This is a genomic window from Arcobacter sp. YIC-80 (genome assembly GCF_044841725.1).
Taxonomy (GTDB): domain Bacteria; phylum Campylobacterota; class Campylobacteria; order Campylobacterales; family Arcobacteraceae; genus Arcobacter_B.
Map to the genome: position 1 here is coordinate 165349 of NZ_JBJBSI010000005.1, position 24687 is coordinate 190035.

The 24687-nt window shown below is 27.8% G+C and carries 17 protein-coding genes and 9 tRNA genes; 18 read left to right on the top strand and 8 right to left on the bottom strand.

Going from position 1 to position 24687, the window contains the following annotated elements; all coding sequences use genetic code 11:
* From ACH5BK_RS08905 to ACH5BK_RS08920, 4 genes are all read right to left on the bottom strand, one after another.
* The gene (locus ACH5BK_RS08905) at window positions 1-6678 is read right to left on the bottom strand and encodes an RHS repeat-associated core domain-containing protein (protein WP_404306543.1); all 6678 of its coding nucleotides are present in this window, start codon (window positions 6676-6678) and stop codon (window positions 1-3) included.
* A gap of 11 nt (window positions 6679-6689) precedes the next feature.
* Complete coding sequence (locus tag ACH5BK_RS08910) at window positions 6690-7358, bottom strand: hypothetical protein (protein ID WP_404306545.1); 669 nt, start codon at window positions 7356-7358, stop codon at window positions 6690-6692.
* A 148-nt stretch (window positions 7359-7506) separates the two neighbouring features.
* Window positions 7507-8094 (bottom strand): hypothetical protein, encoded by a 588-nt coding sequence (locus ACH5BK_RS08915; protein ID WP_404306546.1) that lies wholly within the window; start codon window positions 8092-8094, stop codon window positions 7507-7509.
* 7 nt (window positions 8095-8101) lie between these two features.
* Window positions 8102-10123 carry a TonB-dependent receptor domain-containing protein gene (locus ACH5BK_RS08920; RefSeq protein WP_404306548.1) on the bottom strand — a complete coding sequence of 674 codons (2022 nt, stop codon included), beginning with the start codon at window positions 10121-10123 and terminating at the stop codon, window positions 8102-8104.
* A gap of 142 nt (window positions 10124-10265) precedes the next feature.
* On the opposite strand from ACH5BK_RS08920, the gene ACH5BK_RS08925 reads away from it, so the two are divergent.
* Genes ACH5BK_RS08925 through ACH5BK_RS08955 form a run of 7 tightly spaced genes read left to right on the top strand, consistent with a single transcriptional unit; the run spans window position 10266 to window position 16612 of the window.
* Entirely contained in the window at window positions 10266-10997 is a 732-nt protein-coding gene (locus ACH5BK_RS08925) for a response regulator (RefSeq protein ID WP_404306550.1), read from the top strand.
* Between the two features lies 1 nt (window position 10998).
* Window positions 10999-12690 (top strand): sensor histidine kinase, encoded by a 1692-nt coding sequence (locus ACH5BK_RS08930; protein ID WP_404306552.1) that lies wholly within the window; start codon window positions 10999-11001, stop codon window positions 12688-12690.
* Between the two features lie 33 nt (window positions 12691-12723).
* Window positions 12724-13677 (top strand): AAA family ATPase, encoded by a 954-nt coding sequence (locus tag ACH5BK_RS08935; RefSeq protein ID WP_404306553.1) that lies wholly within the window; start codon window positions 12724-12726, stop codon window positions 13675-13677.
* A gap of 3 nt (window positions 13678-13680) precedes the next feature.
* Window positions 13681-14514, top strand: a complete 834-nt coding sequence (locus ACH5BK_RS08940; protein WP_404306555.1) for a DUF58 domain-containing protein — start codon at window positions 13681-13683, stop codon at window positions 14512-14514.
* A complete protein-coding gene (locus ACH5BK_RS08945; RefSeq protein ID WP_404306557.1) occupies window positions 14511-14909 on the top strand; it encodes a hypothetical protein in 399 nt (132 codons plus the stop codon). The genes ACH5BK_RS08940 and ACH5BK_RS08945 overlap by 4 nt, the downstream gene beginning before the upstream one ends.
* Window positions 14902-15804 (top strand): VWA domain-containing protein, encoded by a 903-nt coding sequence (locus ACH5BK_RS08950; protein ID WP_404306559.1) that lies wholly within the window; start codon window positions 14902-14904, stop codon window positions 15802-15804. The genes ACH5BK_RS08945 and ACH5BK_RS08950 overlap by 8 nt, the downstream gene beginning before the upstream one ends.
* Before the next feature lie 25 nt (window positions 15805-15829).
* Complete coding sequence (locus ACH5BK_RS08955) at window positions 15830-16612, top strand: hypothetical protein (protein ID WP_404306561.1); 783 nt, start codon at window positions 15830-15832, stop codon at window positions 16610-16612.
* Here ACH5BK_RS08955 and ACH5BK_RS08960 read toward each other — a convergent pair.
* The 4 genes from ACH5BK_RS08960 to ileS all read right to left on the bottom strand — a co-directional run bounded on the left by ACH5BK_RS08960 (window position 16609) and on the right by ileS (window position 21594).
* Window positions 16609-17886: a UDP-N-acetylmuramoyl-L-alanyl-D-glutamate--2,6-diaminopimelate ligase gene (locus ACH5BK_RS08960; RefSeq protein ID WP_404306563.1), complete on the bottom strand. Its 1278-nt coding sequence runs from the start codon at window positions 17884-17886 to the stop codon at window positions 16609-16611. The two genes, ACH5BK_RS08955 and ACH5BK_RS08960, sit on opposite strands and share 4 nt — an antisense overlap.
* Window positions 17867-18460 (bottom strand): hypothetical protein, encoded by a 594-nt coding sequence (locus tag ACH5BK_RS08965; protein ID WP_404306565.1) that lies wholly within the window; start codon window positions 18458-18460, stop codon window positions 17867-17869. Before ACH5BK_RS08965 ends, ACH5BK_RS08960 begins: the two co-directional genes overlap by 20 nt.
* A complete protein-coding gene (locus ACH5BK_RS08970) occupies window positions 18460-18738 on the bottom strand; it encodes a NifU family protein (protein ID WP_404306567.1) in 279 nt (92 codons plus the stop codon). The genes ACH5BK_RS08965 and ACH5BK_RS08970 overlap by 1 nt, the downstream gene beginning before the upstream one ends.
* Window positions 18739-18864: 126 nt before the next feature.
* Window positions 18865-21594 (bottom strand): isoleucine--tRNA ligase, encoded by a 2730-nt coding sequence (gene ileS / locus ACH5BK_RS08975; protein WP_404306569.1) that lies wholly within the window; start codon window positions 21592-21594, stop codon window positions 18865-18867.
* Window positions 21595-21861: 267 nt separating this feature from the next.
* Between ileS and ACH5BK_RS08980 the strand changes: the two genes are divergently transcribed.
* From ACH5BK_RS08980 to ACH5BK_RS09030, 11 genes are all read left to right on the top strand, one after another.
* The gene (locus ACH5BK_RS08980) at window positions 21862-23220 is read left to right on the top strand and encodes an FAD-dependent oxidoreductase (RefSeq protein ID WP_404306571.1); all 1359 of its coding nucleotides are present in this window, start codon (window positions 21862-21864) and stop codon (window positions 23218-23220) included.
* 118 nt (window positions 23221-23338) lie between these two features.
* Complete coding sequence (locus tag ACH5BK_RS08985; protein ID WP_404306573.1) at window positions 23339-23848, top strand: CinA family protein; 510 nt, start codon at window positions 23339-23341, stop codon at window positions 23846-23848.
* A 57-nt stretch (window positions 23849-23905) separates the two neighbouring features.
* A tRNA-Lys gene (locus ACH5BK_RS08990) sits at window positions 23906-23981 on the top strand.
* 4 nt (window positions 23982-23985) lie between these two features.
* A tRNA-Val gene (locus ACH5BK_RS08995) sits at window positions 23986-24061 on the top strand.
* Window positions 24062-24083: 22 nt separating this feature from the next.
* Window positions 24084-24158: transfer RNA gene (locus ACH5BK_RS09000), tRNA-Glu, on the top strand.
* A 13-nt stretch (window positions 24159-24171) separates the two neighbouring features.
* Window positions 24172-24248: transfer RNA gene (locus ACH5BK_RS09005), tRNA-Asp, on the top strand.
* Window positions 24249-24257: 9 nt separating this feature from the next.
* Window positions 24258-24333, top strand: a tRNA-Lys gene (locus tag ACH5BK_RS09010).
* A 4-nt stretch (window positions 24334-24337) separates the two neighbouring features.
* Window positions 24338-24413, top strand: a tRNA-Val gene (locus ACH5BK_RS09015).
* 22 nt (window positions 24414-24435) lie between these two features.
* A tRNA-Glu gene (locus ACH5BK_RS09020) sits at window positions 24436-24510 on the top strand.
* Between the two features lie 13 nt (window positions 24511-24523).
* Window positions 24524-24600 (top strand) — tRNA-Asp (locus tag ACH5BK_RS09025).
* A gap of 9 nt (window positions 24601-24609) precedes the next feature.
* Window positions 24610-24685: transfer RNA gene (locus tag ACH5BK_RS09030), tRNA-Lys, on the top strand.
* Window positions 24686-24687: the final 2 nt, after the last annotated feature.

Consider the following 24687-nt stretch of genomic DNA (forward strand, 5'->3'; position numbering starts at 1 on the left):
TTATTCCTTTATAAAATTATTATAAATAGTTGAAGATGCACCAATGAATGCTCCGGATTTACCATTTTTAGGGATTCCTGCTGCACTACCTACTGCCTGAGACAAATCACCTGAATTATAAACACTGCAAATATCTGTACTTGTTCCAACACTCCAAAGAAACCAGGCTGTTCTACCTGTTGCACTAACTCCTGCAATTGAGGATATTGTCCCATAGTAAGTCAATAAAGCATTTCCATATACTGCTCTATTTTCTTCAAATGTACCATAATGATTTCTTTGATACTCAATCCCACTATCAGCATAAGCAATTTTATATGATGAACTCATATAACTATATATTTCCCTACCATACTTATTATACATATGAATAAAAGCACCAGTTACAGCACCATTAGCAAATTTCCCACCTGATACTTGACTAGTAGTTCCACTAACCACCATCGTTATTGCTGTTCCTTTATAAAATCCAAGAGATTTTGGAGTTGCAAATCCACTTGCTACAAAGCCACTCCAAAATTGTGCAGTTGTATCTTGATTTTGAATCTTTGCAAAAAGTGCTCTACTTAGACCATGTGCTATACTCTTTTTTGTAGCTTCTATTGCTGATCCATTGAGATATGAAGTATCATGTCCATATCTTCCACCTATTTGATTAGCTACGTAGGCACTTGCATAAGCAATAGTACCGCTTTTTACTATATCTCCATAACTTCCACCTTGAATATCAGTAAGATACATAGCCCAAAAAGCTGAACCATCAGGACCAGCAAAAGCTCCAGCAATAACACTTCCTACAAGTTGTGCCCATTTGTATTTAACAAAAAACTTTTGTACAGGTTTAGAACCAAGCATTAGTCCATACCTAAATGACTTTCCAAGATCAATACGTTTTATTGCACGAGAAATCTTCTTAAAAATCTTCTTAAAGAAAAAACCACTTGGATCTGTATACTTTAATGGATTATTTTTTACATAAGTATATCTATTATAACTTTGAGTATCATAAGGACTTTGTATATGTGGATCTGCACTTAAAAATCTTCCAAGTGTGGGGTCATATACTCTTCCGTTCATGTGAATTAGATTGAACTCTTTTATATGTTCATGTCCTGTAAACCCTCTTTTTGTTAAGGCATTATTTTCTGAAACTTCATTTTGCCATGAACCTATAATTCTATTACCAAAAGGTTTATAGCTTACTCTTTGTATTACTTTTCCACTTTCATTTGTTATGGTATCTACTGATCCTAAAGCGTCTTTATGAAAGTATTGTACTGTTGGGATAAATGATGAACCATTATCTTCTTGTATATCTACTGCTACTAGTGAATTTCCTGCATATATAAAGTTTTTATATCTTTCTTTTCCGTTTATTATCTCTTTTTCAAAGAGTTTGCCTGAGTAGTAAGTGATATTGCTATTTGACTCTTTTTTATACCTACTTCTATTTGGTGCATAATAAAACTTTGTCGTATTGTTACTATTTTTTATTTCAATTGGTTTATTAAATGATGAATATTTTATAGTTGTACTATCTTTTTTTATTACATTTCCGTTTAAATCATACGAATACGAATATCTTCCTGCTTTTGAAACTTGATGAGCTTTTCTATAGCTATAACTACCTACATCGGATTTATAAGTGATATTTCCTATTGAATCATATCTATATGATAGGCTTATTGATTTATTTGACGTTGATATTGTTGTATTTGTTAACCTATCTAAATTATCATATTCATAAAAAGAAGAAATATTTTGTTTTAAATCTCTTATTTCAGTTACATTATCCATATTATCAAAACTATATGATATATCTCTAATATCATTATTATCGTTATACCCTGTTGTTATATAGTTTAGATGTCCATTTGCTTTATTGTATTCTCTATTTGTTACTAAACCATTTCCAACAATATCTTTTGTAACTCTACCAAATTCATCGGCTTTTAAAACTTTATAAAAATATGAATAGTTTTCATCTTCAACCATAGATAAATAAGTCTTATAATCTAATCCATTTAGACTATTTAATATATCTTCATATTTAACTCTATAGTTTTTCAAACTTTCACTTGCACTTTGAGCTGCTAACAAAATAGTTTTTGTCTGCTCAATATATGCAGAAATCATTTCTTTTTCTTTTTGAAGGTCTAAACCTTGTATGTTATTATCTGAACTTAATTTATTTAGCTTTGTTACTGCCTTATCAATATTTTCTAAGGCAAGACTTAAATGTAAAATTGTTTCATCTCTAAATATATATGAAACAAACTCATAAAAGTCTGGATCTTTAAATCTTTGTGCTTTTTTGATTAAAAGCATTGCATTATTAAAAAACTTTGAAGCTAATTCTTGTGCTTTATTTGAATTTTCTTTTAGAATCACTCCTGCTTCTGCTGATAAAGAAGATGTTTCCAGAAACTGTTTTTTTATAGTTGAATCTTTTGCTTGCTTTGAAAGATTAAAAAATAAATTTGAAACGATTTGTTTTTCTTTTGCTTCAACTGCAAAATCTACAGCTTCTTTACTATATCTTTTAAAATTATCAAATTGTTCTTGTATTAAAGTTTCAACTTGATAAATTGATTCAAATTCAGGTACTTTCTTAGGAGATTTTACACCTATTAAGTATCCTTGCTTGTTATATTCATTTATTGATATAAAGCCATCAGGAGAAATAGTTTTTTCAAGTTTTCCATCACTAGTATAAGTATATGAAGTTTGAAATATATTATCTTCTATAAACTCTTTTTTTGAACTTATTCTTGAATACATATCATAATACAACTCTTTTTTATAAGAATTATTTACAACATAAGAGAGTTTTCCTATTCCATTTTGACTAACATCATATTTCCAAGTTGTTGTTCCCTCTGGTTCAGTTCTTTTTATCATTCGACCCAATAAATCATATTGCATTGAAGTTGTTTGTTTTTTAGCATCAATTTGAGCTGTTAACTGCCCTAGTGCATTATATTTGTATTGCCAAAACCCCATATCTGGGTCATTCATAGAGGACTTATTTCCATATAAGTCATAACTCATAGTAATCTTATTTCCCTTAGAATCGATAGTACTTACTAAATTTCCAATAGCATCATATTTATAAGTTATAGAAGAACTTCCCTCTGTTACTTTTATTTTTTTATTTTGAGCATTACTTAAAGTGACTTTTGTTTGATTATTAGGTTTTCTTTCAATAACGCTTAAACCATCGTATTCTATTTTGTGAATGATTCTGCCACTATCTCCTGAGGGTTTATCTATACTTACTAATCTACCTAATTCATCATATTCATTATATATAAAGATTGGGCTTTGAGTATCAAAATAAGGAAGTGAACTTTTAGATACTTTTCCAATTTTATTATAATAAAAATCTTCATGTATATTTGCACCATCAAAACCTATTTTAGTAGTCCTTACTTTTCTTGCTGCACTATCATAATATACTATAATTGCTGGACTACCAGTAGATTTTTCAATAACTTTATATAAACTGTTTCCAAAAGAGTTATCCCATAAATGAACCCAAATTGTTGTTGTACCATCTGCTCTTTGTTCTTTTATCTTTCGACCAAGTTCATCATAAAAATATTGAGTACTTAATCCATTTGGTCCTGTAACTTTTACTAATTGATTTTGTTCATCATATTCTCTTGTTTCTTTATGACCTAAAGCATTTTCAATTCTTATTATGTTTTTTCCATATACATCATAAGCATATTTTGTTGTTCTTGCTTTAATATCTGGTGAAGATATAGTTTCTGATATTTTATTTCCAAAATCATCGTAAATGTACGACTTTTTTAAAGCTTGAGAACTATTTGGTTCTATTATTTCTGTGATTAGAGTACCTGTAGTTAAATCATACTCAAAACTTGACTTTCTTAAAACAGTTTTTTGCCCTGTACCTTCATGAGAAACAGAGGATTCTTTTAGTCTTGATAAAATCCAACTTGATTCATCATTATCATAAATATTGTTTATTGTTTTTGTAAAAGTTTTTCCATTACCTGATGTTATAGTAGTGATTTCTCCTATATTTCCAAACTTATCATAGTTTTTATTTTTTGTATATTTTGTTACTAATAAATGTCCATTTAAACTATAATTTTTTGTATATGTTCTTCCTAATTCTAAATTTATAATTTTGTTATTTGAATAATAAGACTTATGATTTAAAGAATCAGTAAACTTTTCTGATATTTTTTTATTATTTATATAAGTTGTTATCTTATTTGATAAACCTATAAACGGGTATGTCTGAATATAATCTGTAATAACCTTTGTATTTGTCAGATGATTTATAGTCTCAACACTTTTAAAACCTAAGGAACCTCTTTCTCTATTGATTTTAAAACCATGATATTTAAAGCTTGTTTTATTGTATTCACCTGATGCATCTTTTACATCAAAAGATTTTATTACATACATAGCAGATGCTTTTATATCTAAGTTAGGATAAGCACTCCCATTACTTGAAGTATATATTTCACTATCTCTTAAAGTAGAGTATTCTACTTTTATTTCTTGGTCAATATTATTTGTGATTGATATGATTTTTGAGTGTTTAGTTTTATTAAGTTGAACCCAATAAGCAGGTTCTTTTGTTTTATAATTATAAGCGTGAACTCTATCAGGTAAACCATCTCCATTTATATCTATGAAACTACTATTCTCACCCCATTTATATCTATATTGTTCATTTTTTCCTGTATTTTGTCCCCAATTTTGAAAATCTGTAAATCCTTTTCCAGTGTTTAATTGAACCCAATAACCTGTTTCTTTTGTTTTATAATTATAAGCGTGAACTCTATCAGGTAAACCATCTCCATTTATATCTATGAAACTACTATTCTCACCCCATTTATATCTATATTGTTCATTTTTTCCTGTATTTTGTCCCCAATTTTGAAAATCTGTAAATCCTTTTCCAGTGTTTAATTGAACCCAATAAGCAGGTTCTTTTGTTTTATAATTATAAGCGTGAACTCTATCAGGTAAACCATCTCCATTTATATCTATGAAACTACTATTCTCACCCCATTTATATCTATATTGTTCATTTTTTCCTGTATTTTGTCCCCAATTTTGAAAATCTGTAAATCCTTTTCCAGTGTTTAATTGAACCCAATAAGCAGGTTCTTTTGTTTTATAATTATAAGCGTGAACTCTATCAGGTAAACCATCTCCATTTATATCTATGAAACTACTATTCTCACCCCATTTATATCTATATTGTTCATTTTTTCCTGTATTTTGTCCCCAATTTTGAAAATCTGTAAATCCTTTTCCAGTGTTTAATTGAACCCAATAACCTGTTTCTTTTGTTTTATAATTATAAGCGTGAACTCTATCAGGTAAACCATCTCCATTTATATCTATGAAACTACTATTCTCACCCCATTTATATCTATATTGCTCATTTTTTCCTGTATTTTGTCCCCAATTCTGAAAATCTGTAAATCCTTTTCCTGTGTTTAATTGAACCCAATAACCATATTTACGTGTTTTATAATTATAAGCATGAACTCTATCAGGTAAACCATCTCCATTTATATCTATGAAACTACTATTCTCACCCCATTTATATCTATATTGTTCATTTTTTCCTGTATTTTGTCCCCAATTCTGAAAATCTGTAAATCCTTTTCCTGTGTTTAATTGAACCCAATAACCATATTTACGTGTTTTATAATTATAAGCATGAAATCTATCAAGTAAGCCATCTCCATTTATATCTATGAAACTACTATTCTCACCCCATTTATATCTATATTGTTCACTTTTTCCAGTATTTTGTCCCCAATTCTGAAAATCTGTAAAGCTAGTTTCTATATTCTTTTCCCACTCAAAAACCACAGGTTGTAAACAAATTCCATTTGCACACTCTGTTATTTGAGTAATACGAGATTTATTATCAAAAAATTCATAATCTAATTTATAAGAAGATGTTTCTATACTTGAAGAAAAAACCTTTATTTCTTTTAGTCTTTTATTTACTTGAAACTCTTGTCCTTTTATAAACCCTACTTTAGTATCTATTCTATCTTCATAGATAAAGCTAACTTTATTATTTGCATAATTTATTTCTTTCAATAAATTTTCTTTATTTTCTGAATAAACATAATTGATTTTATTATTGTATCTATCTGAAATACTTGATAATTTAAAAATAGCTTCTATATCTGTATTTATTGAAGTATTTTTATACTCTTTTATTAAACCATCTTTCGAATAAACACTCCAACCATTAGAAGTTTTTAAAACTTTATTTTGACTATTTATTTCTGTTCGATATTCCGTTCCGTATGAACCATAAGTATTATTTGTATCTACAAGCAAAAGCTTTTGCCCATCAAGACAATAGTTATAATTTCTTGAAGCATCTTTTTTCTCTGAAAATAATATCTCATTACATTTACTAATCATTGATTGACCACTTAAATTAAATCCAACACCTAAAATAGAATTTGCACTATTTGATGAATTATAATTTATTCCAAGTTCAGGTTTCAATCCTGCTACACCCTTTGGAAGTAACACTTTAATATCATAAGTCATACTTCCTTGATTTATATCCATACTTCCTTTTGTTGTTCCTACTAATGCAAATAAATTAATATTTATAAAACATAGTAATATAAAAATATTTTTAAACTGTTTCACATTTTACCTTATTATAAATTTTCTTTTATTTTTGACATCAATGTTTTAATCTCATTAATCTCTTTTGTATATAGTTTTAAATCATTTTGAATATTTACTACTTTATTTTCTGTTGGTATTGTTTCAATTTCAGTATTATTATTTGTATCTGTAGGTTTTGTTGTAGAAACTAAAGAAGGATTACTATATGAACTTGAAATAGAAAGATTCTCATTATTATCACTATCTTGGTAGTTATATTTATTATCAAAACTTTCATATTTTTTTGAAAACTCATCAAAATTAGTTAAATCATTTGTATTGTTTACTATATTATTAAATTGAGGTTCTAAACTACTTTGTAGTAAGTTGGTATCTATTGAAGAATATGGGTTTTCTTGGTTATATTCGTCTATCATAGCCAATGATTTACTAATACTATTATCTAATTCATCTTTTTTCTTAGATAATTTATATGAAGAAAAAGAGTTTATTTCTTTTTGTTTTACTTTATAAGTGTCAATAGAAAAAGTATACTCTTTCTTTGTATTTTTGATATCTTGAGCATCTTTGAATTGTAAGTTTTCTTGCTGTTCAGATAAGTGGATAATATTATCATCCTTACTATATAGCTTGTAAAAAGCAAACATCAAGGATATGGATAATATCCCTATTGTCATTTGGTAGATTCTTTCTTTCATTATATTTCCCTTGTTTTTTCGTTATGAAATAATAATGAATTATAGTTTTAAATTTTATTAAAATAATTAAATTAGTTAAATATTTTCAAGAACTTCAAAACTAGCCAATAAGAAATCGCAAAACTTATTGCCTAATTTTAAAATTTTGTTAGATATATAAAAAGAGTGCTACTACAGCAAAACCTGCTAGCATGAAGTAAACACCTCTTTTTTTGAAGCCATTTTTACCTTTGACCATCCAAAATGATGATATTGCTAAAAAAGATAAAATCACACTATAAATAATTGCTAGATAAAACCAAGCACTATCGTGTTTTGCTTTATGTGCATGAACAAAAACTTCTAAAGCAACTGGATAGCCTTTGTATTTTACTTCTAAATTACCACTTTTTTGTTCATACTTTACTTTTAAGCTTTTCCAAGCTTTGAAGTACATTACCTCATCATCTTGTTTTGTTGGTTTTAAATTTAAGTGTTTTTTCACATCTTTATATGAAGATTTAGGAAATACTTCATTTATTTTACCTTGAAAAACCACTTTTTTAAACTCATCATTAAAACTATCAACAGCAATATTTTTTTGTATTACTGCATAATCTTCAAATTCAACTTTAAACCATCCAAGTCCTCTTCCTGAAAGAACTATTCCTGTTATTGCATAAATTAAAGTTAAACCTATTACAAAATATCCAAGGTCTCTATGAAGAGACCTTACTTTCTTACTAAATGCACTCATTTAAACTCTAAAATTTATAAGATAGTTTAACTTTAAAGTTTCTTCCAACTTCATAAGGTGTATAAGAGTCATCACCAAAATATGTCCCAAATGAAGTATGTCTTGCATATTTTTTATCAAATATATTATCAATACCAAAACTTAATTTTGCACCTTTTAATTTTTCTAAAGTATAAGTTGATGATATATTGTGAACTGCATAACCTTTTCTTTTTACTTTACTTACAGTTGCTGCTCTTGAATTATAGTATTCATATTTATTACCAGGAACTAACTCTACATTATAATTTAGAAATAAATTATTTGAAACTTTATAGTCTGTATCTATTTTAAAAGTATGAATATTAGCTGTTTTGGGTTCATACTCTTTTTTACTAGTTAAACTTTTTTCTTTACCTGCTGTATATGTATGACTTAAACTTAAAGCTAATTTGTCTTTTTCATATTTAAATACAGATTCAAATCCCCATATTCTTACATCACTTTGACTACTTAAACTTGTATTTTTTGTAGGATGCATATAATTGTCTACATTATAAGTATAAGCTGTAAACCCAAAAATAGAATTATCAGCATTTAAACTAGTAGATAAATCATAATCAAATCCTAATTCATAGTTATGACCTGTTTGGGCATTTGTATTTGTTCCTTGAGTAGGAGTTCCACTATATATAAGTAAGGTTTCACCTAAACTTGGCCCTTTAAATATCTTTCCATAAGCTGCTCTAAGTTTTAAATCATTTGTTGCTTGGTATTCTCCCATAAATTTTGGAGAAAGTTGTTTATTTTCACCTTCATAAGCTCCTTCTAATTTATGTACATCATACCTAAGTCCAAAAGTTAAAAGCATTTTATCAAACTGGATTTCATCTTCTAAATATGCTCCATAAAGTCTAGTCTCTCCTCCACTTACATCTACATTTTCAGAAGTACCTATATTTGCACCAGAAGTATATACTCTAAGTCCCTTACCTTCTACTGATTGTTTTTCTTTATCATAACTTACTCCATAAGTTAGTTTATGATTTTTGATAAAAGAACTATTTCTTAAATCAAATCCAGAGTTTTCATTTTGAAATACTCTTGCTGGTTCATCTGCTTTATCGGCATCAGTCCAATAATCTGTATTACTCATAGAATCCATAAACAACTCTTGTGATGAATGATATATCTTAGTATCTAAATTCAATAAATCACTTCCTGAATTATACTTATAATTTAAAGTATATGTATCCCTTGAAATTTCATTATATACATTATCAGTAGAATCACTACCTGGTTTTTCACCTGAAAGTTGTCTATTCCCACCATCTTCATATCTATTGTAAGAGAGTTTGATAGTATTAAAATCATTTGGTTTTATAACAAATTTTATTAAACCACTTTTTAACTCACTTTTTTTGGATTTAATTTTTTCTTTTTTTGGTATTTCAATCTCACCATCTTTTGAGATATTTCCAATTCCTACAAATTCTAGCTTATCATTTATTCTAGAGAATACTGCTACATCATAAGCTTTTCTATCATAGGCACTTTGATATGAGACACCTACTTTTCCACCTAAAGTCTCATTTTCTTCCAAATAATCACTTGGATCTTTTGTCTCATAAACAAATGAACCATTGATAACTCCTGAACTTAGAGCTGAATTGGGACCTAATTCTATAGAACCAATTTTTAACATTTGGGCATCAATCGTTTGGTCACCTGAATGATGGAACAACTGTCCAGACATTTTAGCTCCATCAATTGATATACTTGAAGATTTATCTTCTAAACCTCTTACATAAACTTTTTGAGAATATCTTGCATTTCCATCTACTACAACACTTGGCATAGACTTTAAAATATCTTTTATATCACTTGCTTGAAGATTATCTAACTTTTCTGAAGTTATACTTTTAATATGAGCTTCTAAAGCTGTATCACTGATATTTACTTCACCTAAGTCTTTTTGATTGGCATTTGCACATATCGCTAGTGAAGCACTTAAAGATAAAGACAATAGTATTTTATTTTTATAATTCATTTTCTTTCCTATTTCTTATTTAATAATAAGAATCATACTCATATAAAATCACAAATTAATCACGAATGTAATTCTACTTTAGATTTTATTAACTTTTAAAATGATAATTAGTATCATTACAAAAAAATTAAAAGGTATTCTAGTGACTAAACCCTTAGGCTCTATGAAAATAAATGATATAGATGTACTAATAGTTGAAGATGAAATTGTTTTAGCAATGGCACTTGAAGTTAGTTTAAAACAAATGGGTTTTAATGTAAGTGGAATTGAAAGTTCACCTTCAAAAGCCATACTCCACGCTCAAAACAATTATCCAGATATTATCTTAATGGATATTAATTTAAACAGCTCACAAACAGGTATTGATGCTGCTAATATAATTTGGCAAAAGTTTAAAATACCCATAGTTTTTCTTACATCTTATACAAATGATAAAACCATAAATAAAGCCTTAGAGTGTGAACCCTATGGATATTTAATAAAACCTTGTAGAGATGAGGAGTTAAAAGCTTCTATAAATACAGCCTTACATAAACATAGATATTTTTTTAAAAGAAAAAATGACTTATCACAAAAACAAGAAGACTTTATATACTTAGAAGAAAATATAAAATTTGACAAAACAAATTGTGTTTTATATAAACATGATGAAATTATAAAACTAACAAAAAATGAAAAAAAACTTTTTGCTTTAATAACTGACAGTTTGAATTACACTGCAAGTTTTGAGAAAATATTTGCCTATATTTGGAGAGAAGATATTTATGATTTAGGGAAACTTCGAACTTTAATTTATAGATTAAAACTAAAAACAAAGACAAACTTATTTGAAAATATTTTTGAGCAAGGTTATAAACTAAGAGTGAAAAAATAAAGTGAGTAAACTTCTAAATATTAAACTATATTCAATAAATGCAAAAGTAGTAGTATCCCTATTTATTTTAGCTCTTTTTTTATTGACAATTCTTTTTGCACTAATTATTCCAAAAATGCAAAAAGATCAATATAACCAAGCAATCAAAGAAATAAATCAAGTTCTCTCAATCACTCAAGAGCAAGTAAAACTTGCTGGAAAAGCTATACAAATGCAGTCTTCTTTAGAAATAGAAGTAAATAAAAAAACTTTAGAACTAGAACTTTTAAAATTAAAAAATAAAATAAAAAAAGAAAACTATAGTAATAAAAGAGTAATACAAGAACTTCAAAAAAGTGAAATTTCACAACTATGTAATTTTGCTGTAAAAACAAAAAATAGTTTATATCTTAGCTCTAATAGTGAAATATTCAAAAACTATAAACTAAAAAATTATAATCAATGGGAAAAGTATGAATTACAAGATTTAAGTAGAACTTATGTTTACTATAAAAAATATCTTTTCTACACTATAAAAATAGATGAAAATACAGAAATCTCTATTTATACAAAAGAAGCAAAACTAAATCAAGGACATTCAGTTTTTGAAAAAAATATCAAAATCAACGTACAAAAAGCCTTTGAAACTACTCAAAATTTACATAAAGGCAAAACTTATCTTATATGGATAAATTCAAAATATAAAGATGAAGATAATAAACCTCTTTATACAAAAGATAAAAAAGAAAGAAAAAAGAAATATACAATTAGTAATATGTCAAATGTAGAGAATATTTCTACAGGAGATTTAAGTGCAAAAGAGATTTTAAAAGCAAGAAATAAACCTGCTATCTCACATTTATTAAATAATAAAGAAGCTCTAACTTGGGTGCGAGACTTATCTAAAGATAAAAGTGATAAATATATTTTTTTACTTATAAAAACTTTGTATAAAGAGGATTTAGTAAATCAAATAGATTCTAGTTTTTTAAAGATTTTACCTGCTGCTATAATTGCTTTAATCTTTGCTTTAATTATAGGTTTTTATTTGTTTAAAAGACTATTTAAAAATATCAATTCACTTACAAAAGAGTTAAAAACTTCTCTGGAAGAAAAAGAAACTTTACTAAAAGAAATCCATCATAGAGTTAAAAATAATTTAGCTTTAACAATAGGTCTAGTAAAACTTCAACAAGCAAAAATAGAAGATGAAAATACTAAAAAAATTTTAAAAGATATTCAAGAAAGAGTTTATACAATGGAACTTCTTCATAGAAAACTTTACGAATCAAGTAATTTAAACTCTATAAATCTAAAAGAGTATATTATCAACTTAGTAGAAGATATTTCAAAAACTTATGATTATGAGGAAGAAGTTTCTTTAAAATTTGATATAGATGAAATAGAAACAACAATCGAAAAAGCAATGCCTTGTGGTCTAATAATAAATGAATTAATCTCAAATGCATATAAATATGCTTTTAAAAACAATAAAAATCCAAAACTATTTATTTCTATGAAAAAAGAAGATAAAAATCTTTTATTAATTATCAAAGATAATGGAAAAGGAATAGATAAAAATATAGATATTTACAATTGTGATTCTTTAGGTTTAAAACTTGTAAACTCTATTTGTACTTTACAACTTCATGGAAAAATTCAATATCAAAATCAAAAAGGAGCGATATTTAAAATTACCTTTCAAAATAATTAGATAAAATACCATAAATTAATAAAAGGATTTTTTTTGAGTTTACAGGAAAAGATATTATTACTAAAAAATGAAATTTCAAAAGGAGTAATAGGTCAAGACCAGATGATAAACTCTATTTTAATTGGTCTTTTTACAGATGGTCATATATTATTAGAAGGTGTACCAGGACTTGCTAAAACAACAGCTGTAAAAGCTGTGGCAAATGCAATTGATTTAGAATTTAAAAGAGTTCAATTTACACCTGATTTACTTCCAAGTGATATTTTAGGGGTTCAAATTTATAATATGAAAACCCAAGAGTTTTCAATCAAAAAAGGACCTATTTTTACAAACTTACTTTTAGCTGATGAAATAAACAGAGCCCCTGCAAAAGTTCAATCAGCCCTACTTGAATCAATGCAAGAAAAACAAGTTACTATTGCTGATAATACATTTAAAATTGCTAAACCTTTTTTAGTTTTAGCAACTCAAAATCCTATTGATCAAGAAGGGGCATATACTCTTCCAGAAGCTCAACTTGATAGATTTATGTTTAAAGTTGTTGTTGATTACAATAACAAAGAACAAGAGTATGAAATAGCTAAAAAAGCAACAATGAACTCATTTGAATCTATAAATAAAATTCTTGATATACAAACTTTAGAACAAATAAAAGAAGATATTAAAAATATTCATATAGATAAAGAGCTTGAAGAATATATAGTTGATATTATATGTGCTACAAGAAAACCAAAAGATTATGATTTAGAAGAAATAAGCGATTATATTCATTTTGGAGCAAGTCCAAGAGCAACTATTGATATGTTTAAAGCAGTGAAAGCAAATGCTTATATTAGAGGAAATGACTATGTATCGCCCCTTGATGTAGCCTTAGTAATAAAAGATGTTTTAAGACATAGAATTATATTAACTTATGAAGCACAAGCCCAAGAGATAAATGTAGATGATTTAATACAAAAAATTATTGAAAAAGTAGATATTCCATAAAATATGAATCAAGCACTAAAAAAAATACTTATAAAAACAAAAAAGCAAGCCTTTTCAGAAGTAATTGGAAACAATATTTCTAAACAAAAAGGTGAAGGCTATGATTTCTGTGAGCTAAAAGAGTATGAATATGCTGATGATGTAAAAAATATAGACTGGGTTATAAGTGCAAAAATGCAAAAACCCATAGTAAAAGTTTACCATTCTCAAAAAGAACTAAATATAAAAATAGTGAATTTTCTTAGTGGTTCAACTTATTTTGGAACTTCAAAACTAAAAAAAGATGTGATACTTGAACTAGCTTCAACTATTGGTTTTATTTGTACTAGACAAGCAGATCCTTTTACTTCATATATAGCAAATACTTCTCTACAACTTTGTACAAGAAAATCAAAAAAAGTTTTTAACGTAAACTTAATGGCTGAAAAAATATTTGATTATAATGTACTTGATAAAAATACTGATTATAAAAAAGTTTTAGATGACCTTTTTAAAGCTATTCATCATAAATCAATTATATTTTTAATAGGTGATTTTTTTGATATTCAAAATTTTGACTTAAAACTTTTGAGCTGTAAACATGAAATTGTAGCTTTGATTATAAGAGATAAGTTTGAAGAAGAGCCAAAACCTTTAGGAAGTGTAAATTTAATTGATCCAAGTAGTTCCAAAAGCTATGAGGGAGTTTTAGATGAGTCAACTATTAGAAGTTATATGCAAAAAGTAAAAGAAAATGACCATAAGCTTTTCAAACATTTACAAGACTGTGGTATTAGATTTACAAAAGTTTATACCCATGAAAATCCCATAAAAAAACTAATAGGAGTTCTTAAATGATAGAAAAAACTCAAGATATAAAACTCCATGATATAAAAGATTTAGTTCAAATTCCAGATAACTCTATTTTTATTTTTGCACTTTTAGTTTTTGTTGTACTTATTATTGTTTTTTTACTAGTTCTACTTATAATAAAACTTATAAAAAATAGAAAAAAAAATTTAAGAAAAGAGTATTTTAAAACTCTTGAAAATTTAGATTTTAAAGAAGCAAAACAAGCAGCTTATCTTATTACAAAGTATGTAAGAATCTTAGCAAAAAGTGAAAGAGAAAAGAAAATAGCTTATGAATTAATAGAAGACCTTCATGAATATAAATATAAAAAAGAAGTTAAAAATATTAGTGAAAAAACAAAAGCAAAACTTTCAACTTTTATGGATATAGTAGATGTTTGATTTTACATTTGAATATCCTTATTTTTTATTACTAATTTTAGTATTTATATTTTGTGCTTTTTACTGCAAAGCAAAAAGCCCTTCTTATTTAATGCCACATCTTCATATATTTAATAAATCAAATATCAAAATAAATATTTTAACAACAATTTTAAAATATATAGTTATTGTTTTTTCTATTATTGCTCTTGCATCACCTATTAAGATAAACAATACTCAAATCATAAAAAATGATGGAATAAATATCGTGTTAAACCTTGATGCAAGTGGATCTATGAATGATAGGGGATTTGATCAAAATAATTACAAAAAAACAAGATTTGATTCAGTTAAACAAATAGTTTCTGATTTTATACAAAAAAGAGTTTCTGATAATATTGCTTTTATCTTATTTGGAAAAAGTGCTATGATTGCTAGTCCACTTAGCTTTGATAAACAAGCACAAAATGAAATTTTAAAATATTTTGAAGTTGGTATGTTAGGAAACTCAACTGCTATTTTAGACTCACTTGCACTTAGTATTAAAGTTTTAAAAGATAAAAAAGCAAAATCAAATATTGTAATTTTATTAAGTGATGGGATGGATAATGCAAGTACAATTCCCCTTCAAGTTATAGAACGTATGCTTAAAAAACATAAAATAAAAGTCTATAGTATTTCAATAGGTAATACTAACAATTATATTTTAGAAAAAGTATCTTCTATATCAGGAGGAAAATCTTATACAGCTCATAATGAAAAGAGTTTAAAGAAAATATATGAGGATATTAATTTATTAGAAAAATCAAAAATAGAACAAAATAAAGTTGTAATAAAAGATTACTTATTCTTTTACCCACTTTTCATAAGTGTAATAGCACTTTGCTTATTGATTTTTTTAAGAAATAAATCCTAGGGTACAAACAAAATAAAGAGGAATAATGGAAGACAATAAAAAAGAAGAATTAAAACAGCTATTAAAAAAATCAGTTTCTACTGATCATTTTAAAGATTATAAAAAAGATAGAAATATCAATAATACTCAAGAACAAAAAATAAAAGTAGAAAAACCAAATAAAAAGAATAAAAGATTAACAAATATACAAATACCCCTTTTATCAATAATTATTTTTGCATTACTTATTTGTATTTACTTAATAAATAAACAAAATTCAAACCTATTAAATCTTGAAGAAAAAATTGCTTCTTTAAATATGAAAAGTCAAGTTAAAGTAGTACAAGCACAACCTATAATAAAAGAAAAAAAGATTATTGAAGAAAAAGAAGTAATTAAAGAAATAAAAATAGTAGATAAAAATCTTACAAAAAAGAAATTTAAAGAGTTTTATAATAGTGCTAAATTTAAAAAACTTACTTGTTATGACTATAAAGCAGGTGCAATTCAACCTTCAAGAAAATGTTTAGATAGTTTACATACTTTTTTAGAAGAAAATAAAAATGCTCTAAGAATTGAAATTATTGCTGTTGTTGATAAAGAAGATAAAGCATTATTTGATGGAATTGAAAATGTAAAACTTAAAAACTATTCAACACCTCAAAGATTAAAAAAATATGCTTTAAGAGGTTTATCAAGAGACAGAGTTTTAGAACTTACTTGGAATATAAAACAAATAAAAACTAAAAATATAGTATTAACACCTACAAACTATTTTGTAAAATCTCAAAAGAATAATAAAGGTGTAATAATTAAAGCATATTATTAAATATGCTTTAATACTTCTTCTTTATCAGAAAAAGGAAGTTTTTTATCATAAATAGTCTGACTAGCTTCATCACCTTTTCCAAGTATAAGAACTACACTATTTTCATCAGCCATTTCAATAGCTTTTTTTATAGCTGTTTTTCTATTTACATCAACTTGAACACTTTGATGATTTTTAATACCTTTTAAAATATCTTCAATTATTAAATCAGGATCTTCAAACCTAGGGTTGTCAGAAGTTACTATTATATGTTTTGAATAAGTAGCAGCAACTTGTCCCATTAAAGGTCTTTTGTCTTTATCCCTATTTCCACCTGCTCCAAAAACACAAATAATATCTTTTTCATTGAAACTTTGAAGAACTTCTTTCATTCCATCAGGTGTATGAGCAAAATCCACTATAACAAGTGGCTTATCACTTATAGTTTCCATTCTTCCACTAACTCCAGCAAAACCTTCAAGTGCTTCACAAATTTCATCTAGATTTTTACCTGTAAGTATATGGGCAGCACCAATTGCAGCTGTTAAATTATAAACATTAAAAATTCCCATCATCACAGATGAAAAAGAATGCATTTTTCCTAAATGAGAAAGCATTACATGCATTCCATTTTTAAATGAATATGCACTTACATTATATGTTGAAGGATTATCTAAAGAGTAAGATAAAGCATTTTTTGCATTAAACTTAACTACTGGATCATCTTTGTTTATTAACTTTTTTGTCTCATCATCAAAAAAAGAGTTTTTTACATTTATATACTCTTCTACAGTTTTATGATAATCTAAGTGATCTCTTGTAATATTTGTGTGAATTTTAAGTTCAAACTCTAAACCTTCAATTCGTTTTTGTTCAATAGCATGAGAACTTACTTCCATTACAAAAAAATCACAATCATTTTGTATTGCTTTTTGTATATGTGCAAAATTTCCCAATTGAACTGGAGTAGTTAAAGAATAATCCTCTATTCTTTCATCATTTATAAAAAAGCCTCTTGTTCCTTGTAAGGCAACTTTATAACCTAAATCTAAAAGTGTTGAATATATAGCAGCTGCTGTTGTTGTTTTACCATTTGTTCCAGTAATACCAATAACTTTAATACTACTCATATCTAAATGTTTTTTTAAATCTTTTGCATCAACAAAATCAATACAACCATTGTTTTTTGCATCTTCAACAAATCTTTTATTCTGTTTAGATACTACAAAAGTAGTATCTTTATTTGCTTCTTTTGAGTTATCTGTAAAAACTCGATTATTTATGATTATTTGCAAGTTGTTTCTCTTCTAATCTTTTATAAAGTTTCTCAATTTGTTCATCGTATGAAAAGTATTCGTTGAACCCATCTAAGTAAGTATATGCCGTACTATTGAAATCATTATCGATTAACTTTGATACAAAATCAAAGAAATCATCTTTATTTTCTATAGCAACTTTAGTTGAAAACATAATATCCTCAAAAGCAACTCTAAAAGAGCCTCTTGAATTAATTAGTTTTTTAAAATCATCGTATTTTATAGCATCTAATGAATCAACTGTAGAATCAGTTAAATCCTTTAAAATATTCATCATTTTATCAATATCACCATCATAAGCATTTACAACATCTTCTACATATTGAATAGCTTCATCAATGTTTTCATCTTTTACTACACTAAAGTAGTCAAAAAGAGATATAGCTTTCTCTTCATCTTCAGAAGCTATATCACAAAAAAGAGCATATATAGGATACTCTTTATTTTCAGGGAAATTTGAAGATAGTTGCGAATACAAAAATAGTGCTTTATCAAATTGTTTTTGAGTAAAAAAGCTATTTGCTTCGTTTAATAATCTATTTTCATTTATCATTAAATTTCCTCTAATTTATTCTCCATTCCTTGTGGAACATTTACTATTTCTAATTCAGGATGTATTGCAGCTTTTAATTCTTTTTCAACTACATATTTTAAGGTACTACCACTAGCACTACATCCAACACATGCACCTTGCAATTGAACAAAAACTCTTCCATCTTTTATATCAAGTAGTTCAATTGCTCCACCATCTCTAGCTAACATAGGTGCAACTTTACTTTCTATTATAGAATTAACAGGAGGTCTTAAATCCTCATCAGTAAATGGCATCATGTTTAATCACCTTTTGAATTTTTTTTAACATAGAATATTCCAATAGCAATTAATACAAAGATAACTGCTATTGTTTGAAATATAAATGTTAATGTTACTTCTTCTTGAAACATCTTTACCCTAATTTTAGTTTAAAACTTCTTCACATCTTTGGCAAAGAGTATCTTCTTGCTTAGCTGTAAACTTCCAACATCTAGGACATTTATGTTCTACAGCTTTATATACTTCAAACTCGAAGTTATTAACTTCAAATTTTCCAAGTATATCTGAACTTTGTTTATTATTTGTTATAGAACTTACAATAAACCAATCCGCTGCTTCTGTTTGTCCTAAATTAAGTATATCTTCACAATTTGTATAGATACTTAATTCTAATGTTGATTTAATAGTTTTTTCTTTACTTAAAGAGTCTTTTATTTCTGCAAATTTTTCTTTTGCTGCTATAAATAATTCATCATTTATTACAGATTCAACTACTGGTAATTCAAACTTTTCATAGTCAAAAATATCACTTGCATTACCTTTAATACACACAGGAGCAAATTCTAATAACTCATCCATAGTATATGTTAAAATACAAGCTAATGTAGAGATTAATTTTTTAGCAATAATAGCCATAGCACTTTGGCTTGCTAGTCTATGAATATCATTTTTATCATCACAATATAATCTATCTTTACATACATCTAAATAAATACCAGATAAATCAACAACTAAAAAGTTATTTAATTTATTTAATCCTTTAGAGAATTCATATACATTAAATGAAGCTTCAATCTCATCAAATACAGATTTTGCTTTTGCTAAAATCCACTTATCAAGCTCACCCATCTTATCAACTGAAATAATCTCTTCTAAATCATCTACATTAGCAAGTAAGAATCTTGCAGTATTTCTAATCTTTCTATAAAGCTCTGCATTTTGCTTTAAGATATTATCAGAGATTTTTAAATCTGATTGATAATCACTCATAGCAACCCACATTCTTAAAATCTCAGAACCGTACTGCTTCATTACTTTATCAGGAGCAACAACATTTCCTTTCGATTTAGACATTTTTTCACCTTTTTCATCAACAGTGAATCCATGTGTTAAAATAGACTTATAAGGAGCTATTTCACTTGAGGCTAATGTAGTTAAAAGTGAAGATTGGAACCAACCTCTATGTTGGTCACTTCCTTCTAAATACATATCAGCAGGGAATGTTCCAGCATCATAGTTTCTACTTCTAAGTACTGCATTTTGAGTAGAACCAGAATCAAACCATACATCTAAAATATCCATAGTTTTTTCTAAATCTTCTGGATTATATCCACTTCCTGGGTATAATAACTCTTCAATTGGTAAATCATACCAAGCATCACAACCTTTTTGCTCAAAAATCATAGCTGTAAAGTTAAGAACTTTTTCATCAAAGATTATTTCATCAGTCTTCTTATTTCTGAAAAATGCTATAGGCACACCCCAATCTCTCTGTCTAGAAATACACCAATCAGGTCTTCCATCTAACATAGACTTAAGTCTATTTCTTCCCCACTCAGGATAGAAAGTTAAGTTTTCAACTACATCTAAAGCATTTTGTCTAAGTGTTTTATTCTCTTTTCCATACTCATCATCAATTGAAATAAACCATTGTTTAGTTGCTCTAAAAATAATTGGTTTATGAGTTCTCCAACAATGTGGGTAAGAGTGTCTAATATCTACATGTTTAAGTAAAGCCTCACCTAATTCTTCTAAAATTAATTCATTTGCTTTAAATACATGAAGTCCTAAATATTTATCAGTATCATTAAATAGTTTTTCTCTTACAATAGTTTCATCATATTTACCATAAGCATCAACTGGCATAATTACATCAAGACCATATTGAAGACCAACTTTGTAGTCATCCTCACCATGTCCAGGAGCTGTATGAACTGCACCTGTACCAGCATCCATTTCAACATGTTCACCTAAGATAATCTTAGATTGTCTTGCATTTAATGGATTGATTGCATGAGTACCTTCTAATTCTTTAGGACAAACAGAACCAACAATTTCACCTGAAATAACTTCATTTTCAATCAGTGAATTATAAAGTTTCTTAGCAACTATAAATTTATCACTTGTTAATACATACTCTTCTTCACCATTTAAAGCAATACCAGTATTAGCTGGTAGTGTCCATGGAGTTGTAGTCCAAATAATAACAGAAGCATCTAGTTTTTCATGTTTAAAAGCAACATAAATAGATGGTGAAGTTTTATCTTCATATTCAACTTCTGCTTCTGCTAATGCTGTTTGTGCAGCCCAAGACCAATATACAGGTTTACTTCTTTGTACTAAAAGTCCTTGCTTAGCAATTGCACATAATTCTCTATAAATATTAGCTTCAAATTTAAAGTCCATTGTTAGATATGGATTTTCCCAATCACCTAAAACACCAAGTCTTTTAAACTCTTCTTTCTGAATATCAACAAATTTAGTAGCATGATCTCTACATAATTGTCTTAATTTAGATTTTGGTAACTCTTTTTTCTTAGTGCTTCCAATTTTTTCTTCAACTTTTTGCTCAATTGGTAAACCATGACAGTCCCAACCTGGAACATATCTAATTGATTTTCCATCAAAATAGTGAAATTTATTGATAATATCTTTTAAAACTTTGTTTAGTGCATGACCAATATGAATATGACCATTTGCATAAGGTGGTCCATCATGTAAAGTAAAAGAAGGTGCCCCTTCTCTATTTGCTTTCATTCTTTCGTAAACGTTTTCTTCGTCCCATTTTTTATATTTTTTAGGCTCATTTTGTGGTAAGTTTCCTCTCATTGGAAACTTTGTCTTTGGTAGTAATAAACTCTCTTTGTAATCCATTTTAAAGTACCTTATTTATCTAAATATTTATAGTTTTTATTAAATCGCTGATTATATCTAATAATATTTGAAAAAATGATTAGCCAATTTTTTCTTTCTTCTTATGTACAATAATTGTACATAAATTTTACATATAATACTAACATAGGTGTTACCAAACTCTATATTTTATTGTTAAATTGCACAACTATTTATTTTATTTAACTTAAATATAACTTCAATATGATATACTCCTCTCATATTTCGAAACAGATAGGAACTATAGATATGAATGAGAAACATTATGAAGTCTTAATTATTGGTGGAGGTATCTCTGGTGCTGCCTTATTTTTTGAACTAGCAAAATATACAAATGCAAAAAGCATCTGTATGTTAGAAAAATATGAGGATTTAGCAACATTAAATTCAAAAGGTACAAGTAACTCTCAAACTATTCACGTAGGGGATATTGAAACAAACTATACTTTTGAAAAAGCTAAGATTACAAAAAGAACTGCAAAAATGATTGAGAAGTTCTGTTTAATGTATAATTTACAAGATAAAATTATGTTTAAACATCAAAAAATGGCTTTAGGTGTTGGAGAAGAAGAAGTTGAATTCATCACAAAAAGATATGAAGAGTTTAAAGAGATTTTCCCTTATTTAGAATTATGGGATAAAGAAACATTAAAAGAAAAAGAACCTTTACTAGTTTATGCTGATAAACAAAGAACAAAAGAAAGACCAGAACCTATCGTAGCAATGGGTACAGATGATCAATACACAACTGTTGATTTTGGTGAAATGACAAAAGAACTTGCAAAAGCTGCGCAAGAAGCTGACTCAGAAAAAACAACTGATATCTTCTTTAATTCAGAAGTAGATGAAATCGAAAAAATTGGTGATAAATTTAAAGTAACTACTGTAAATGGTACAGTTTATACTGCTGATTTTGTAGTTACAAATGCAGGTGCTCACTCATTATACTTAGCTCATAAAATGGGTTATGGTAAACACATGGGTTCACTTTCAATGGCAGGATCATTCTATATTACTAATGATAAGTACTTAAATGGTAAAGTTTATATGGTACAAAATGATAAATTACCATTTGCAGCACTTCATGGAGATCCAGATATTTTAGAAGATGGGAAAACTAGATTTGGACCAACTGCTTTAGCATTATTAGTTCTTGAAAGATATAAAGGTGGAAAATCATTCTTCCAATGTCTAAAAACTATGAACTTCGATGGAAATATTGTAAAAATATTCTGGGACTTATTAAAAGATAGTGATATTAGAAACTATGTATTTAAAAACTTCTTATTTGAAGTTCCAGGAATAAACAAAAAACTATTTGTTAAAGATGCACAAAAAATTGTTCCTTCATTAAGTACAGATGATATTGAATATGCAAAAGGTTTTGGTGGAGTTAGACCACAAGTTCTTAATAAAGATGAACAAAAACTGATGTTAGGTGAAGCTTCAATCAATCCAGGTAATGGAATTATTTTCAATATGACTCCATCTCCTGGTGCAACATCTTGTTTAGGAAATGCAGAAAGAGATATTAAAGTAGTTTGTGACTACTTAAATTTAGAATTTGATCATGAAAGATTCTTAGCAGACTTTACAGAAGAAAACTAAATTACAACTTCGTATAAAATAAGAGAACCCTCTTATTTTATACATATAACTACTAGACACATAATAAATTTTTTACTACAATATAAAATCAAAAATAAGCTATATAAAAGGCACATAAATGGCATTTAACAATATATTTAATGAAAATGATATGATAAAGCTTCAAAACCTTCTAAGAGCAAGAAATGAAACTATAACAACTGCTGAATCTTGTACAGGAGGATTAGTTGCACATCTTATTACTCAAGTAGCTGGTTCATCTGATATTTTTAATGGTGCTATTATTTCTTATTCAAATGAAATAAAATCAAAAGAATTAGGGGTAAAAGAAGAAACACTTAAAAAATATGGAGCTGTTTCAACTCAAACAGTAAAAGAAATGTTAGAAGGTGCAATAAAAAAATTTAATGCAACTTATGCAATTGCTATCTCAGGAATAGCTGGGCCACAAGGTGGATGTGCAAATAAACCAGTAGGAACAGTAGTAATTGGTGTATGTGATAATAATAAAAATATTATAATCAAAAATCATAAATTTGATGGGAGCAGAAAAGACATACAAAACATAGCTTCAAAGACTTCTTTAAAAGAAATTTTGAAATTTATTTCAAAAACCCTTGACAAGTAAAAAATTTTCTATTATAATTCCAGTCCAATTTAAGAAGAACAACTTAAATTGCAGAGCGACCCGTTAGCTCAGCTGGTAGAGCATCTCCCTTTTAAGGAGGTGGCCGAAGGTTCGAATCCTTCACGGGTCACCATTTTGGTCGATTAGCTCAGTTGGTAGAGCGCTACCCTTACAAGGTAGATGTCAGAAGTTCGAGTCTTCTATCGACCACCATTAAAATTTATTGTTATTATGTGGCCCCTTCATCTAGCGGTTAGGATTCATGGTTTTCATCCATGCCACAGGAGTTCGAGTCTCCTAGGGGTCACCATTACTTAAAGTGTGCGGATGTAGTTTAGTTGGTTAGAATGCCTGCCTGTCACGCAGGAGGTCGCGAGTTCGAGTCTCGTCATCCGCGCCACTTTTTATTGACCCGTTAGCTCAGCTGGTAGAGCATCTCCCTTTTAAGGAGGTGGCCGAAGGTTCGAATCCTTCACGGGTCACCATTTTGGTCGATTAGCTCAGTTGGTAGAGCGCTACCCTTACAAGGTAGATGTCAGAAGTTCGAGTCTTCTATCGACCACCATTAAAATTTATTGTTATTATGTGGCCCCTTCATCTAGCGGTTAGGATTCATGGTTTTCATCCATGCCACAGGAGTTCGAGTCTCCTAGGGGTCACCATTACTTAAAGTGTGCGGATGTAGTTTAGTTGGTTAGAATGCCTGCCTGTCACGCAGGAGGTCGCGAGTTCGAGTCTCGTCATCCGCGCCACTTTTTATTGACCCGTTAGCTCAGCTGGTAGAGCATCTCCCTTTTAAGGAGGTGGCCGAAGGTTCGAATCCTTCACGGGTCACCATT

Coding starts and splice junctions, on each gene's coding strand:
- ACH5BK_RS08950 (WP_404306559.1), top strand. CDS start 14,902: ATGTTTGATTTTACATTTGAATATCCTTATTTTTTATTACTAATTTTA.
- ACH5BK_RS08980 (WP_404306571.1), top strand. CDS start 21,862: ATGAATGAGAAACATTATGAAGTCTTAATTATTGGTGGAGGTATCTCT.
- ACH5BK_RS08940 (WP_404306555.1), top strand. CDS start 13,681: ATGAATCAAGCACTAAAAAAAATACTTATAAAAACAAAAAAGCAAGCC.
- ileS (WP_404306569.1), bottom strand. CDS start 21,594: ATGGATTACAAAGAGAGTTTATTACTACCAAAGACAAAGTTTCCAATG.
- ACH5BK_RS08920 (WP_404306548.1), bottom strand. CDS start 10,123: ATGAATTATAAAAATAAAATACTATTGTCTTTATCTTTAAGTGCTTCA.
- ACH5BK_RS08910 (WP_404306545.1), bottom strand. CDS start 7,358: ATGAAAGAAAGAATCTACCAAATGACAATAGGGATATTATCCATATCC.
- ACH5BK_RS08970 (WP_404306567.1), bottom strand. CDS start 18,738: ATGATGCCATTTACTGATGAGGATTTAAGACCTCCTGTTAATTCTATA.
- ACH5BK_RS08915 (WP_404306546.1), bottom strand. CDS start 8,094: ATGAGTGCATTTAGTAAGAAAGTAAGGTCTCTTCATAGAGACCTTGGA.
- ACH5BK_RS08965 (WP_404306565.1), bottom strand. CDS start 18,460: ATGATAAATGAAAATAGATTATTAAACGAAGCAAATAGCTTTTTTACT.
- ACH5BK_RS08985 (WP_404306573.1), top strand. CDS start 23,339: ATGGCATTTAACAATATATTTAATGAAAATGATATGATAAAGCTTCAA.
- ACH5BK_RS08955 (WP_404306561.1), top strand. CDS start 15,830: ATGGAAGACAATAAAAAAGAAGAATTAAAACAGCTATTAAAAAAATCA.
- ACH5BK_RS08945 (WP_404306557.1), top strand. CDS start 14,511: ATGATAGAAAAAACTCAAGATATAAAACTCCATGATATAAAAGATTTA.